General features: G+C 36.9%; 12 protein-coding genes. 5 read left to right on the top strand and 7 right to left on the bottom strand.

The features are described 5' to 3' along the window. The first annotated feature begins 156 nt into the window (after window positions 1-156). Entirely contained in the window at window positions 157-3,594 is a 3,438-nt protein-coding gene (locus tag FRZ67_RS08010; protein WP_147189048.1) for a discoidin domain-containing protein, read from the top strand. 238 nt (window positions 3,595-3,832) lie between these two features. Here FRZ67_RS08010 and FRZ67_RS08015 read toward each other — a convergent pair whose 3' ends face one another. Then, window positions 3,833-4,651 carry a glutaminyl-peptide cyclotransferase gene (locus FRZ67_RS08015; protein WP_147189049.1) on the bottom strand — a complete coding sequence of 273 codons (819 nt, stop codon included), beginning with the start codon at window positions 4,649-4,651 and terminating at the stop codon, window positions 3,833-3,835. 170 nt (window positions 4,652-4,821) lie between these two features. On the opposite strand from FRZ67_RS08015, the gene FRZ67_RS08020 reads away from it, so the two are divergent. From FRZ67_RS08020 to FRZ67_RS08030, 3 genes are all read left to right on the top strand, one after another. Further along, window positions 4,822-6,132 carry a T9SS type A sorting domain-containing protein gene (locus tag FRZ67_RS08020; protein ID WP_147189050.1) on the top strand — a complete coding sequence of 437 codons (1,311 nt, stop codon included), beginning with the start codon at window positions 4,822-4,824 and terminating at the stop codon, window positions 6,130-6,132. 123 nt (window positions 6,133-6,255) lie between these two features. Continuing rightward, the gene (locus FRZ67_RS08025) at window positions 6,256-6,969 is read left to right on the top strand and encodes a DUF4197 domain-containing protein (RefSeq protein ID WP_147189051.1); all 714 of its coding nucleotides are present in this window, start codon (window positions 6,256-6,258) and stop codon (window positions 6,967-6,969) included. 203 nt (window positions 6,970-7,172) lie between these two features. Then, window positions 7,173-7,889, top strand: coding sequence for a DUF4197 domain-containing protein (locus FRZ67_RS08030; protein WP_147189052.1), 717 nt, complete (start codon window positions 7,173-7,175; stop codon window positions 7,887-7,889). Window positions 7,890-8,026: 137 nt separating this feature from the next. Here FRZ67_RS08030 and FRZ67_RS08035 read toward each other — a convergent pair whose 3' ends face one another. The 6 genes from FRZ67_RS08035 to FRZ67_RS08055 form a co-directional block, all read right to left on the bottom strand. Then, window positions 8,027-9,004 (bottom strand): YitT family protein, encoded by a 978-nt coding sequence (locus FRZ67_RS08035; RefSeq protein ID WP_147189053.1) that lies wholly within the window; start codon window positions 9,002-9,004, stop codon window positions 8,027-8,029. A gap of 94 nt (window positions 9,005-9,098) precedes the next feature. Continuing rightward, the gene (gene rsmG, locus FRZ67_RS08040; protein WP_147189054.1) at window positions 9,099-9,722 is read right to left on the bottom strand and encodes a 16S rRNA (guanine(527)-N(7))-methyltransferase RsmG; all 624 of its coding nucleotides are present in this window, start codon (window positions 9,720-9,722) and stop codon (window positions 9,099-9,101) included. 43 nt (window positions 9,723-9,765) lie between these two features. Then, window positions 9,766-10,950: a glycosyltransferase gene (locus tag FRZ67_RS08045; protein WP_225975588.1), complete on the bottom strand. Its 1,185-nt coding sequence runs from the start codon at window positions 10,948-10,950 to the stop codon at window positions 9,766-9,768. Window positions 10,951-11,316: 366 nt separating this feature from the next. Further along, a complete protein-coding gene (locus FRZ67_RS08050) occupies window positions 11,317-11,670 on the bottom strand; it encodes a hypothetical protein (RefSeq protein WP_147189055.1) in 354 nt (117 codons plus the stop codon). After that, window positions 11,667-11,819: a hypothetical protein gene (locus FRZ67_RS23380; protein ID WP_158638329.1), complete on the bottom strand. Its 153-nt coding sequence runs from the start codon at window positions 11,817-11,819 to the stop codon at window positions 11,667-11,669. Before FRZ67_RS23380 ends, FRZ67_RS08050 begins: the two co-directional genes overlap by 4 nt. Window positions 11,820-12,580: 761 nt before the next feature. Next, window positions 12,581-13,507, bottom strand: a complete 927-nt coding sequence (locus FRZ67_RS08055) for an IS1595 family transposase (protein WP_147189056.1) — start codon at window positions 13,505-13,507, stop codon at window positions 12,581-12,583. Window positions 13,508-13,546: 39 nt separating this feature from the next. On the opposite strand from FRZ67_RS08055, the gene FRZ67_RS08060 reads away from it, so the two are divergent. Continuing rightward, window positions 13,547-13,987, top strand: a complete 441-nt coding sequence (locus FRZ67_RS08060; protein WP_147189057.1) for a hypothetical protein — start codon at window positions 13,547-13,549, stop codon at window positions 13,985-13,987. Window positions 13,988-14,121 lie beyond the last annotated feature (134 nt).

A 14,121-nucleotide genomic window follows, 5' to 3' on the forward strand; every position in this document is an offset into this window, starting at 1 on the left:
ATGATCTGAACGATGCAGTAAGTGATACACAAGTGATGCTATGAAAGATTTTAGCTTGCAGAATAATTAAATTATCATTTATTAGAAATTTGGTGGCCTGTAAAACTTATTAGTATTAATGAATAAATATATATTGCTTTTTCAATTCATATTTATATGATGCTTGTAATACATTTGAAAAAATCTTTGCTTACTGCTTTAGCTTTTTTGTTTTTCTCTATAGCTGCATATGCGCAAACAAGTGTGCTTACACAACACAATAATATCAACCGCACAGGATGGAACGACCAGGAAACTATTCTTAATAAAAAGAATGTACAACCAGGTTCCTTTGGGAAATTATTCGTTCGTGTTGTGGACGACCAGATCTACGCGCAACCACTTGTGAAATTAAAACTCAACATTCCTGGTAAAGGAATAAAGAATGTTGTTTTTGTTGCAACAGTCAATAATACGGTGTATGCGTTTGATGCAGACTCGGCAAATAGTGCAACTCCATACTGGCAGGTAAATCTAACGGTGGCAGGCGCCAGGCCTCCAAGAAAAACAGATATGGTTGGCGCATGCGGAGGATTTTATAACGACTTTTCCGGTAATATGGGAATTGTTGGTACGCCTGTTATAGACAGTACCACAAATACATTGTATGTGGTGGCAAGAAGTTTAAATGCAACAACGAATGTCTATTATCAATACTTGCATGCATTGGATATAACAACTGGTGCTGAAAAACCAAATAGCCCTGTGCGAATTACTGCTTCCGTTAATGGTACAGGTGATGGCAGTTCGGGAGGAAAAGTAAGCTTTGATTCGCAGAAGAATAACCAGCGGCCAGGTCTATTGTTGCTGAACGGGCTTGTTTATATAGGATGGTCTTCGCATTGCGACTGGGGGCCTTATCATGGATGGATCATGAGTTATGATAAAACTACGCTGGTACAAAAAAATGTGTATTGTTCTACGGCAGACGGTTACAATGGTGGTATATGGATGAGTGGCGGCGGCATGTCCGCAGATGAAAATGGTAATGTATATGCGGCTGTGGGTAATGGTTCTGTTGGTAAAGGCAATAATGCATCTGATCTTGCTAACCGTTCAGAAAGTGCATTAAAACTTTCATCAGCACTTACCATCAGCAGCTTCTTTACACCAAAAAATTATGAAGTACTGGAAGGCGCCGATCTTGATTTTGGTGTAACGCAAATGATGTTGATACCAAATACCAATCGTGTAATGGTTGGTGTAAAAGATGGTAAACTTTATTTGTTGAACAGGGATAATATGGGTGGTTATAATTCTACAACAGATAATATTCTGCAAACAATCGATCTTGGCGGCAATGCATTTTTGCGTTCATCCATGTCTTATTACAAAGGTGCACAAAAAGAGTTTGTTTATTCATGGAGTGAGAATTCATTACTTCGCGCATTTCCTTATAGCAGAACAACCAATCTATTTGATCTTCCCAATACAGTTAGCAGTGGTATACAGGGGCCAACAGGAAACAATGGCGCATTGCTTTCTGTATCTTCTAACGGTGCAGTAGATTCAACTGCTATTCTTTGGGCAAGTCATGCTGCAAACGGCGATGCTAATCAAAGTGTGCGACCGGGAATTCTTCGTGCAATTGATGCTACTGATGTAACAAAAGAATTATGGAATTCTTCAACGTATCCGGAAGATGTTCCCGGGAACTATGCCAAGTTCAATTGCCCTACTGTTGCAAATGGTAAAGTATATCTTGGTACGTTTTCAAACCAACTTGTGGTATATGGCTTAACAGGCAATAAACCCGATAGTTGCGGTATACAGAATATTGCTTTAAATAAGCCAGCATATGCTTCCTCTCTTGAAACTCCTGATTATTATGCACGCAATGTAACAGATGGAAAATTAAATACACGTTGGTCAAGCGTTTACAGTGACCCTCAAAATATTTATGTTGATCTTGGCAGCAGTTATGATATATGCAAAGTTGTGTTGCACTGGCAAATAGCCTTAGGAAAGGATTTCAAAATACAGGTTTCTGATAATGCTATTAACTGGACAGATGTTGCAAGCTACACAGGCAATACCAGTTATAATAATTATGTCTCACTTAAAGCATCAGGAAGATATGTACGCATGTATGGTACAAAACGGGGTTCGCAATATGGCTATTCGCTTTGGGAATTTGAAGTATATGGAAAACCAAGCGTTAACAGTTGCCCGGTACCAACGGGCTTATATACATCAGATGTTTATGAAAACACTGCAACACTTCACTGGAATCCTGTCTCAGCAACAGGTTATAATGTGCAGTACAAAACAGTTACTGCTACTAACTGGGTGCAAACAACTTCTACTCCAAACAGCATTGTGCTAAATGGTCTCTCCTGCAGCACGCCTTATCTCTATCGTATACAAACTGTTTGCAGTGATGGAACAAGTGCATTTTCTACTCAAGGTTCATTTACAACTTTGGCCTGCGAAATCAATTGTGATCCTTTGCCTACACGCTGGTCAACACAAGATATTGGCGATGTTGGCACAACCGGCTCTGCATGCTACAACAGCACTACAGGAACATTTGAACTAAAAGGTTCAGGTGCGGATATATGGGATACACAAGATGCATTTCGTTTTGCATACAAAACCCTAGTGGGCAACGGAGACATCAAGGCAAGAGTAGTTGATATTGATAATATCAATCCGTGGAATAAAGCGGGCATTATGGTTAGAGAAAGTCTTGACCCTTCTTCAAGACATGTGTTCATTGCGCTTACAAGTGGCAATGGCGTTGCTTTTCAAAGAAGAGTTACTACAGGCGGCTATAGCGATAATGATAATACTGCAAACACTAATGTTGCACCACAATGGTTGAAAATAAATATAACAGGAACTACCTATACAGCATTCAAATCAACGGATGGATTAACATGGACACAGGTAGGACCTGCAGTTGATGCAGGTTTTGGTGGTGGCCAGCCTGTGTATGCAGGGCTCGCTATAACCAGTCATGATTATGCTACATTATCTACTGCACATATTGATAATTATTCTTTAGGTGGTGTATTACCATTAAAGCTTATCAGTTTTACGGGACATCTTACTTTAAATAAAACAGTAGATCTTAACTGGATAACAACACTCGAAACAAAAACAAAATATTTTATTGTAGAGCGCACTACCGATTTTATGAATTTCAAAACCATAGATACGGTATATGCAGAAAACAACGGAGAGTTTACACAGAACTATGCAGCAAAAGATATGAATCCGTTGAAGAGCATTAATTATTATCGTTTGCGCATTGTGGATATGGATGGCCAAGTAAGTTATTCACCTGTCGTTGCAATAAGAGTAACCAATGCAAAAGCGCCGCTTATGTATCCAAATCCTGCAAATGGTTTTGTAAATATTGCGCAGGGTACAGAATCGATGAGACAAATTACCATTTACAATGTTGTTGGTAAAGCAGTGATACGTATTCCTAACGCAACATCTCAATCTCTAGTAAACATACCGACCAATACATTGGCTAATGGTTTATACTTTGTAGAAATACGCACACCACAATCCGTGTACAGAGATAAATTAATAGTGCATAATTAACTGCACTATTAATTTTATTGAATTGAATTTTTTGAGCCGGGCTTTTTGTTAAAATGTCATCATCGTTGCGTCGCACTCTTGTACTGCAATACATGAAGCAGCAAGTGAAAAGACAAAGTAAAAAGTGAATATGCATTGTGTTTGAACGCTTCACTAGTTCAAAAAAGTTCAGAACGTACAAGTGAGTGACACAACGATGCTGCGTAAAGCATCAAATGCCTGTTACAAAAACAAAAAATTAATTCAACTTTATTTCAAAAAGAGCAGGCCATTTTTTTCCGGTTACATAAAAACTGTTTTTTGCAGAATCGTAAGCTATGCCATTAAGTACATTGTCTGTATTGCCTTCGTACATGGCGGGATCATATTTATAGCCGCTTTTTGCAAGCAAGCCAGAAAGATCCATTCTCCCCAAAACCTTTCCTGATTCAGGGTCGATCTTTAAGATATCGTTGGTTAAATATTTATTGGCGTAAAGAATACCATTTACATATTCAAGCTCATTGATGTTGCTTACAGGCCCATAATTATCTGTAACACCAATCATTCTTATGATCTTAAAATTTTCCGGATTTACATAATAGATATTACTGCTGCCGGTACTTATAATAAGTTCTTTACCATTCGTTGTCATTCCCCAACCTTCATGCGGCCATTGCAGTTCTTTTATCTTTTGAAATGTATTAAGGTCGTACACAAAAACCTTATCTTCTTTATAGGTAAGCTGATAAATTTTGTTATTGAGAATTGCAATGCCTTCGCCAAAATATTCATTGGCAAGCTTTACAGATTTATCTGCTTTGGCAGTTTCGAGATTTGTCCTAAACAACCTGCTTTCATTGTAACTGCCGGCACTTTCGTACAATGCATTGTTTTGCCAGATCAATCCTTCTGTATAGGAACTTGTATCATGCGGGTACACTCTTACAATATTGTAACTGATAAGTGGTGGTGAAGGGTTGGCGTTATCCTCAGTGCCTGAATCTGCAGGTCCATCACTACCATTGCAGGCTTGCAGTGTGTATAAGACTATAACAGCAAACAAAAATTTACGCATAAAATGTCGGTTGCCGCAAATGTATAACTGTAAAAATTAAAAAAATGGTAAGATGCCAAATCTTTAAGACAGTACCCAGCCTGAAATATTTATTAGAAACGGACAGGTTTTACAAATAAAGTTCTGTAAATTTCCATGTAACCAATTTTGCTAACGCTCAAATCCACTTTATGAGAAAAATTTACACTGCTGTAGTTATTACACTTTTTGTAAGCATGTTTTGCACAGTTGCCAATGCGCAAAGAAAACTTGTAAAACGTTTCGAAAATACCAGGATAAAAACACACTTACCCGTTAATTCAATTGTTGCAGGCACTACCTCTGATTGTGATACTATTGATTATCCTATAGCTCCCAACTGGACTGAAGGCGCATATTATTATACCAATGACCCAAATGATGGATTTTTGAATGGCACAAATGTGGATGATGACAAACAAAAAGGAAATGTCTACGATCTTTCCGCCACAGCCAATGGCTACATAACAGGCATGATGGTAGATTTTTTGCTCGCAAATACGGCAAGTGCTGCCAACCAATCTAAGCTTATTTATTTTAGAGTATACGGTGATAATGGTGGACTGCCCGGTACACTATTAGGTTCAGCTCAAATACCTTTTTCGCAAGCAATTGCAGATTATAATGCGGTTTCGTACACATTTGTATCTTTTCCCTCTGCAATAGCTTTACCGACCTCAAAAAAGATATATGTTTTTGTTGACCTGACCAGCCTGACATGGCCTACTGACTCTTTAATAATTGCAAGTACTGTATTAGATGAATTTGGCGTTGGTGAAGATATCCCCGGCAAAGCATGGGAACAATGGAATGATAATACCTGGATCTCTTATGCAAATGACTATGCAGCCGATATAACTTATTGGACTTTCCCTATCGTAAGCACTTCTTCCACTGGTTGCTCTGCACTTCCTGTAAAACTACTTTCCTTCAATGCTCAACGTAATAATAAAGATGTTACATTGAACTGGCAGATTGCAGATGAATACAACATGCAAGGATATGAAGTGCAAAGAGCAGATAACAATGGTGTATTTAATACTGTTATCAATATAGCAGCAGCAAATAATGCAAAGAACCAATCTTATTCAGTAACAGATAAAAATGCATTCACTTCGGCATCAACTGTTCAGTATAGGCTTAAGCAAATTGATGGTGATGGTACTGTAAAATATTCAAGAGTAATTGCTGTTAAAGCAAATGCAATTATTTCTGATATAACTTTTGCCAATCCTTTCAACGGCGCATTAAAACTGCAGCTTAACCTGGCTACTGCACAAAATATCTCCGTACAGTTATTTGATATGCAGGGCAAACCGGTAGTAAGCCAGTTAAATAAAATGTACAATGCATCATCAAACAGCATTGTACTTGATGGCACATCTTCCTTAAAACCGGGCATATATATACTAAAGATCAATGCAGGCAGCGAGCAGATACAATATAAAATTGTAAAACAATAAAGTTTAAAAAAATCCGTATTAAAGCAGGAGCAAAAAACTCCTGCTTTTCTATTTTGCCATTTCTTTAACCAGCGTGTCCCACACACGGCATTAATTTTGACCTTGTTTTGAAAATTCAACATAATGAAAAAACTATTCTTTCTTTTTGGTGCAGCAACGATCGTTTTATCATCACAGGCGCAAATAGGTAATGATCTTCTTAAAAAAGTTACCGGTAAAAGCAATAATAAAAGTAATTTAAGCACAGACGAAATTGCCAATGGCCTCAAAGAAGCGTTGAATAAAGGTGTAACAGAAGGAACTACAAGACTTTCAGCTGCAGATGGTTTCTTTAAAGATGCCGCTATAAAAATATTAATGCCACCAGATGCTGTTAAAGCAGAAAAAACCTTACGCAGCATTGGTCTTGGTCAGCAGGTGGACGACGCTATCCTTACCATGAACCGCGCCGCAGAAGATGCTGCAAAAAGTGCTTCACCAATTTTTATTAATGCCATCAAACAAATGAGTATTGAAGATGCATGGAGTATTTTAAAAGGTGGCGATAGCGCTGCTACAAAATATTTGCGCACAAAAACAACACCCGCACTTACGGCAGCATTCAAGCCAGTTATAGATCAGTCGCTTGAAAAAACAGGCGCTACCAAATACTGGAACACCGCATTTACCAGCTATAATAAAATCGCATTCAACAAGGTTAACCCAGATCTCAGCGCTTACGTAACAGAGAAAGCACTCTCCGGAATTTTTTACCAGATAGCATTGGAAGAAATGCAGATACGCAAAGATCCTGTAGCAAGAACAAGTGATCTTTTGAAAAAAGTATTTGCCAATTAAGAATATTTTTTTGTTCCCAACTGTAGTATGTTATTGCATCGTCCCTTGCGTCGCACACTTGTACAGATTATATTAATGCCTCAATAAAATAAAAAGCAGTCATATCATATGGTTGCTTTTTTTATTTCAAAGCATGTTCCTGCATTGTTTTTGACAGCCTCATACTATTCCAATAATTTTGAACACACAAATAACCAATCGTTATGAAGAAACTATTATGCGCTTTCCTGATATTTCCTTTCTTTAGCAGTTGTGATGTTGCGCAGCAGGTGCTTAATGATTCAACATCAACAACAGGCGCACTCTCCACAACAGATATTGTAGCAGGGTTAAAAGAAGCGTTAACCGTAGGCACTCAAAACAGCAGTAATAAACTTTCAGCTGTAGATGGTTTCTTTAAAGATGCAGCCATAAAAATATTAATGCCACCGGAAGCACAAAAAGTAGAAAGCACATTGCGCAGCCTGGGTTTTGGGAGCGTAGTTGATAAAGCTATTCTCTCTATGAACCGTGGTGCAGAAGATGCAGCAAAATCTGCTACACCCATTTTTGTAAATGCTATCAAACAAATGACTATCACTGACGCACTGGGTATTTTAAAAGGTGGCGATAATGCTGCTACCAATTATTTCAAAGACAAAACAACAGCACAGTTAACATCAGCATTTCGCCCGGTAATAGATAAAGCATTGGTAAAAACAGATGCCACAAAATATTGGGGAGATGTATTTAGTGTGTACAATAAGTTCTCTGCGAAAAAAGTAGATACTGATCTTGGTGCTTATGTTACCGGTAAAGCGATTGACGGAATCTTTTATGAAGTGGCGCTGGAAGAACAAAAGATCAGGAAAGATCCCGCTGCACGTGTTACAGATATATTGAAAAAAGTTTTTGGCAGCAAAGAAGCACAAACAAACTAACAACCTTCTAAATCTCCTAAAGGGAGACTTTAAAATTCTTTACTATTCTACATTGTTGAATAATGATGAGAACGTACAAGAGTGCGACGCAACAAAAGCATCACAGTTGGAATGCAGTCTGGTTCAGAAAAAAAAATCTAATGATCCAACGGACGTTTTTTTATCATACCTCCTTTGGTATCGTTAACACTACTCATCACAACAAAGGCATTGGTGTCTATGCGTTCGATCTCTGCTTTTAACTTACTTAATTCAAGACGCGTTATAACCGTATAAAGAATATCAACATCTTTTGTTTCGCCGCTTTTGCCATGACCACGGCGGCCACGGTAAACAGTTACGCCACGACCCATAATATTTACGATCATTTCTCTTATCTCATCATGATGCGGGGATATAATGGTAACGCCGGTATATTCTTCAATACCTTCTACCACAAAGTCGAGTGTTCTGGAAGCAGCCAGGTATGTGATCATAGAATACAAAGCCGTTTCTACAGATAATAAATATGCTGCAATAGAAAAAATAAGTACGTTGATGATGATGATGATGTCGCCCATTGTTGTACTAAGCTTGCGGCTTAAAAAAATGGCCAGCACTTCAGTACCATCAATTACAGCACCACCTCTTACAGACATGCCAATACCTGCACCAAGAAAAAATCCACCAAATACTGCCACCAATAATTTGTCGTGTGTTACTTCGGGAAAATGTATAAACGCGACGCATAACGCAAGTCCAATAATAGCGATACATGTTTTTATGGCAAACTCCTTCCCTATTACTTTATAGGCAAGAAAAATAAAGGGCAGGTTAATGAGTACAATAAGATAATATATAGGTGTGCCTGTTACTTCTGAAGTAAGCAATGATAAACCTGTTGCGCCGCCGTCAATAAATTGATTGGGCAGTAAAAAGCTCTCGAGTCCAAACGCTGCTGATATAATGCCTATTGCCATTAATACAGCATCTTTCGCAATCCTGCGGCTCATCAGTTTGAACCTCCGAAAAGCTTTCGCTAACTGGAACGAGGTGTACTGCGGTTCTTCGCCCGTTTTGGTTTGCTCTTTTTTTAGAACGGTATTAATGACAACCTGTTTCCAGAATGGGTTCATAGGCGCTTAGTTTATAGATTTCCGATTCTGGTGAAGATAAAAATTTATGTTTTGTTTACCTCAAAAACATGCTAATTAAATCCTGAGAAAAGCATTATGCAGTTACATGCAGCAGGTGTTTATCCTTGAAAAAATCTTCATTGAAAATATTCTGAACAGCTACCATGTAGGGCCGAACATTGCTTTCAAAAATTTCTACTGTAAGATCGCCGCCTTTTAAACAAATCAGCCCGTTGGCCAGTTCCTGTGTATTGCCTTTTTTTATCAGAGGTTTACTCCATTGCCAGAGTTCTTTTAACGGTGCAACAGCGCGTGATACAGCAAAATCAAATTTTCGGTTTTTTATTTCTTCTGCACGTGTATGTTGTGTGGTTACATTTTTCAAACCAATGCCTGCTGCAACGCCTTCTACCACTTTTAGCTTTTTTGCAATACTGTCTACCAAATGAAATTTTACTTCCGGGAAAAAAATGGCGAGTGGAATACCAGGAAAACCTCCGCCTGTGCCGATATCAATGATCTGTGTACCGGGTTTAAATTCTATTACTGCAGCAATTGCTAATGAATGCAATACATGTTTTTCATATAAACTATCAATATCTTTTCTTGAAATAACATTGATTTTGCTGTTCCAGTCTCTATACAATTCATCCAGCGCAGCAAATTGCTGTAATTGCGTTTCGGTAAAATCAGAAAAATATTTTAAAAGAATTTCCATGATTTGCTTTTATGCCCCTCCACCGGAGGAGTTGGGGGAGAACTTAATTCCAGTTCTTTGCAGGCTTCTTAAACAATGCCGGTGTAAACAATAAATAGTAAAAGAGCATCCAGATATCAAGCAAAATAAAATAAGGCCACAGGTCTGCTTCGTTTAGCTTCTTCATGGTATTGCGCCATACCGCGCCCTGCACGATCATACGCAACAGTAACACCGCAAGTGCAAGCCACCAGTTGTAGAACAACAATGCTGCAACAAACAACGGGTACACCAGTATCTGCGAAAAAGAATAAAGCCCCAGCAAAAATTTATGTTTTGGTTTATAATATTTTGAAGTAGTATAATGGCGGTATTTCTGTTTCTGCCATTCGCCAAAACTAAGCTTTGGTTCACTAAGCGTATGCGCTTCCGGATCTATTGCAATGGCAGTATTGTCTTTGGTTGCCACCTTATTTATAAAAAGATCATCATCGCCACCGGGTATATGATTGATGGCGGAAAAACCTTTGTTGTTATAAAACAATTCTTTTTTGTAAGAGAGATTTCTGCCCACGCCCATATATGGCATACCACTTAATGCAAAAGAAAAATATTGCAATGCACTGTGAAAAGTTTCAAACCTTATCAGCTTATTCAGCAGACCCGGTTTTTTATGATACGCTCCATAACCCAATACGATCTGCACATCATCATGATAAGCATCCTGCATTTTCTGAATCCAGTTTTCGCTGGCAGGCACACAATCCGCATCGGTAAGCAGCACCACTTCGTACTTCGAAGATTTTATACCCATCGACAACGGAAATTTTTTACCCGGTATCATCTTCGCTTCCTGTGTAAGCGCCACAGGGTTTATATTCTTGAAGGATTTCCTGAATTCATCCAGCAAAAATTTTGTTTCATCGGTGCTGTTATCGTTTACTACAATTACTTCATGAGTAGTACGGTATTGCTGCACCAGAATGCCGGGCAGGTTACGGGCAATATTCTCTGCCTCATCCCTCGCACAAATAATTACGGATACCGGATATTCCTGCGATTCCGTTTTTTCGGGCGCCCTGTATTGCGCCAGCCTGTTAAAAAAAAACAGGTAATAAAAAAGCTGTATGGCTATTATAGCACAAAAGCAGATGAATATGGTTAGTTGCAGAAAGTCGGGTAACTGTATTAAGTGCATGGCGGCAAAAATACTTAACTGTAGAGGATTTGCGGGGTTGATTATCCACATTTGCACAGTGGCGGGAATTGATTTTTTGAACCCGGCAGTGGATTTTCATGGCCTCGTTCCTTGCGTCGGAAACAACAGCCAATAAGGGACAAGGTATATAATTAAAAGCTATCGTTTCAAAACGACTTACTTTTGCAGTAGTTCCCGAAATGTAAAAACAATAGGAACTACGCATCTCACATAAAGAGAGAATTTCTTCCCTTTCACGGAAATTCAAAGTTAATAAAAGCCGTTCTTATTGGATGGCTTTTATATTCACAGCATACTTTAAAAACCTTTATTGATACTTTTTTTAATTGACTGAACACGAAATAAAGATGTCAAAGATTTACCGCCGCATATTAATATTGGTGGTTTTGCAGTTTATTATAACAATGGTATCACTACTGATAAAATTGCGGCAATAGTTCCTATTATTACAATCCAAAAAGTCCATTTAGCTATTTTCTCATTCCTTTTTTCTGTTTCCATTTGTTCCACTAAGAAATTATATTTATTTCTACCTGCTGTTGTTAATCTATTCCCTTGTTCCTCTATATCATCAACAAAATACATTCCCTTTTCTATCAGACCTCTATTTTTCATTTCTTCTGTTATCTCATGCTCTAAACCTACGCCAGCTTCGCTTGCTTTTGATATAAAATCCCAGTAATTTAAATAGCCATTATTATCTACAAGTAATTTTAAAATATCATAGTCTTGCTTTTCTTCAAAAGTCATTTCTTATTGATTTTACTATTCTTAATTGGAGTATTAGCAGCCTTTTTAATAAGGTCTTGAAATGACATATCTATATGCAATGGTTGTTCTGGTAATTGCTTTGTGTTTGGAGTAATAAAGGCTTTTTTGGGTGGCTTTTTATTTTTCATAAATACAAGGTACAAAACCGGCGTAATTTATTGTTGATAATTATTTTAGCAAACTCATTTACACATTAAGATTAAAATGTTATATTTGGTATATAAGCTCTTTATATCTATAATTAAAAATCCCTCGACTAAGTTTGGACGCTTAAAAATCGAGGGATTGAGAATGATTTCGGTTACGAATATACGTAACACTTTGCATACTTCAATGCAGTTCTCGCCTTAATTATTACCGTTTAACATTAAATTTTTCGCAGCGTGCTGCTTAACTATTTGCTCGATATTGAGTAAATAACCGCACCTACATTGTAGTGGCACAATCTCCTATAATATGGCACGTAAAGCCTATTTTGGGAAGTGTTTTTGTTGTAAAAATTTTGGGCAGATAACCTTTAGGACTGTCAAAAAGGAAGATGACGAGGACACGGATGAAAAAAAGAAAGGCAAACTTGTTATCATTTGCCTTAGATGTTTGAAAAAGTAGTCAGTGTAAAGAACCTAAAAACTTGTAGTAAGCAAGCAGGTTGAATTTACACATCTCCAAAAGTCCGGTATTCGCAGTACTGGGCTTTTTTTATTTTATTCGGAGCGCAAATATATAATCTTTGCGAACAAATAACATGCTAAATAATAAACGAATTGATTTAAAGAAAGTTGTATGTATAATGGTTAAACAGTTAATAAATTGGTTGAGCAGCACAAATAGATTGAGTGTGAATATATAAAAACAGCATGTATTAACAAAAATAATTTTATAATGTACTTTACTTTTTACCAGTTAATGTCTTATAATCCAAACGTCCCTCAACTTGTCCTAATGACATTCTAAACCTATCAGCATCTTTCATTTTTCTACTGTTATATCTAAATGCAAATTCATCACAATATCTTTCAAGATGCTTAACGCTTACTTGGTGATATATTCCTATAATGCCTCTTTTTAATAAACTAAACGCTCCCTCTATGCTATTCGTGTGGTATTGTCCTTTTACAAATTCATCCTGCAAATGATTTACTACTTCATGCAGTTTATATTCTTTATCCAAACCTTTATAAGAGATAAGGCTATCAGTAATAACAACAGCATCTTTATTTACATGCTTTCTAACCATACCTTTTAATGTGTCCTTACTACTATCAATAACTTTAAATACTACTTTGTTTTCACGTTCTAATAGTCCCATAACACCAGTTTTATTTTCTGTATGACTTCTATTTTCAACGTGTGCTTTATTACGTATTGATTTGTGTTTATTTTTCATCTTTCCACCTATCCAAACTTCATCTATTTCACAGGTATTATTTAATTCAACAGGTTCTTTATCTCTCATTAATTCACGTAATCTATGTATCATGAACCAGCTTGCTTTTTGGCTTACACCAATATCTCTTGCTAATTGATAAGAAGATATTCCTTTCTTATGAGCAGTAACTAAATAACATGCCATGAACCATTTGTTTAAGGGAATATTGCTTGCTTCAAATACTGTTCCTACTGTAACACTAAACTTTTTATAACATGCAGATGAACCACACTTATAACGCTTGCCGTTCTCAATCACATAGCATTTACCATAACCACAGTAAGGACAAATAGCTTTACCGTCCTGCCAACGGCTTTCAGCTAAAAACTTTCTGCATGTAGCATCGTCCGGCATCGTTGCAATTAGTTCATGAAGATTTTTAAACATGGTTATTTAGTTTTAAATTGTAGTTTCAAAACGACTAATATGGATAATAAAATAGAGTTTAGGAATTTAGAATTAATAAAAAGCGGCTTGAAAATATCGGTATGGAAGTGTAGTGTTGATTTTTTTATAAAGAGATTGAATAAACTTGAAAATTCTACTGCAATTTCACAAAAGCCATATTTTATACGTCCAACATATACTAATGCACCATTCAATAGCAATGTAACAACAGGATTAATTGTATTATTAAATGATGAGAATGTAAGAGAATATGTTGCAATTCTTGAAATGGAAGTAATGCTAAGTAGAAATGATGAGCCAATAAAAGAAGCAAATGATTTATGGCTATTAAACCAATATGCTTTATCTATATTTGAAAGCCAAATAAAACAAAATGGAATAGTAGATAAAAATGAAAATCTCATAATTGTTCCTATTGTTGAGTTTTCACAAATTGATTTCCAAGATTGGATTCGTTGATTTTATCAATGGCTTTTGTTATTAACTCAACTGCTCTTTCCTCATCGTGTATAATACCGATTTTAATACTGCATTTTAAATCTATTTCAACAATATTCCCATCAGAAGCAATAAATTGCAATTCGCTATCTTGT

Source organism: Panacibacter ginsenosidivorans (assembly GCF_007971225.1).
Classification (GTDB): domain Bacteria; phylum Bacteroidota; class Bacteroidia; order Chitinophagales; family Chitinophagaceae; genus Panacibacter; species Panacibacter ginsenosidivorans.

Coding starts and splice junctions, on each gene's coding strand:
- FRZ67_RS08010 (WP_147189048.1), top strand. CDS start 157: ATGATGCTTGTAATACATTTGAAAAAATCTTTGCTTACTGCTTTAGCT.
- FRZ67_RS08015 (WP_147189049.1), bottom strand. CDS start 4,651: ATGCGTAAATTTTTGTTTGCTGTTATAGTCTTATACACACTGCAAGCC.
- FRZ67_RS08020 (WP_147189050.1), top strand. CDS start 4,822: ATGAGAAAAATTTACACTGCTGTAGTTATTACACTTTTTGTAAGCATG.
- FRZ67_RS08025 (WP_147189051.1), top strand. CDS start 6,256: ATGAAAAAACTATTCTTTCTTTTTGGTGCAGCAACGATCGTTTTATCA.
- FRZ67_RS08030 (WP_147189052.1), top strand. CDS start 7,173: ATGAAGAAACTATTATGCGCTTTCCTGATATTTCCTTTCTTTAGCAGT.
- FRZ67_RS08035 (WP_147189053.1), bottom strand. CDS start 9,004: ATGAACCCATTCTGGAAACAGGTTGTCATTAATACCGTTCTAAAAAAA.
- rsmG (WP_147189054.1), bottom strand. CDS start 9,722: ATGGAAATTCTTTTAAAATATTTTTCTGATTTTACCGAAACGCAATTA.
- FRZ67_RS08045 (WP_225975588.1), bottom strand. CDS start 10,950: ATGTGGATAATCAACCCCGCAAATCCTCTACAGTTAAGTATTTTTGCC.
- FRZ67_RS08050 (WP_147189055.1), bottom strand. CDS start 11,670: ATGACTTTTGAAGAAAAGCAAGACTATGATATTTTAAAATTACTTGTA.
- FRZ67_RS23380 (WP_158638329.1), bottom strand. CDS start 11,819: ATGAAAAATAAAAAGCCACCCAAAAAAGCCTTTATTACTCCAAACACA.
- FRZ67_RS08055 (WP_147189056.1), bottom strand. CDS start 13,507: ATGTTTAAAAATCTTCATGAACTAATTGCAACGATGCCGGACGATGCT.
- FRZ67_RS08060 (WP_147189057.1), top strand. CDS start 13,547: ATGGATAATAAAATAGAGTTTAGGAATTTAGAATTAATAAAAAGCGGC.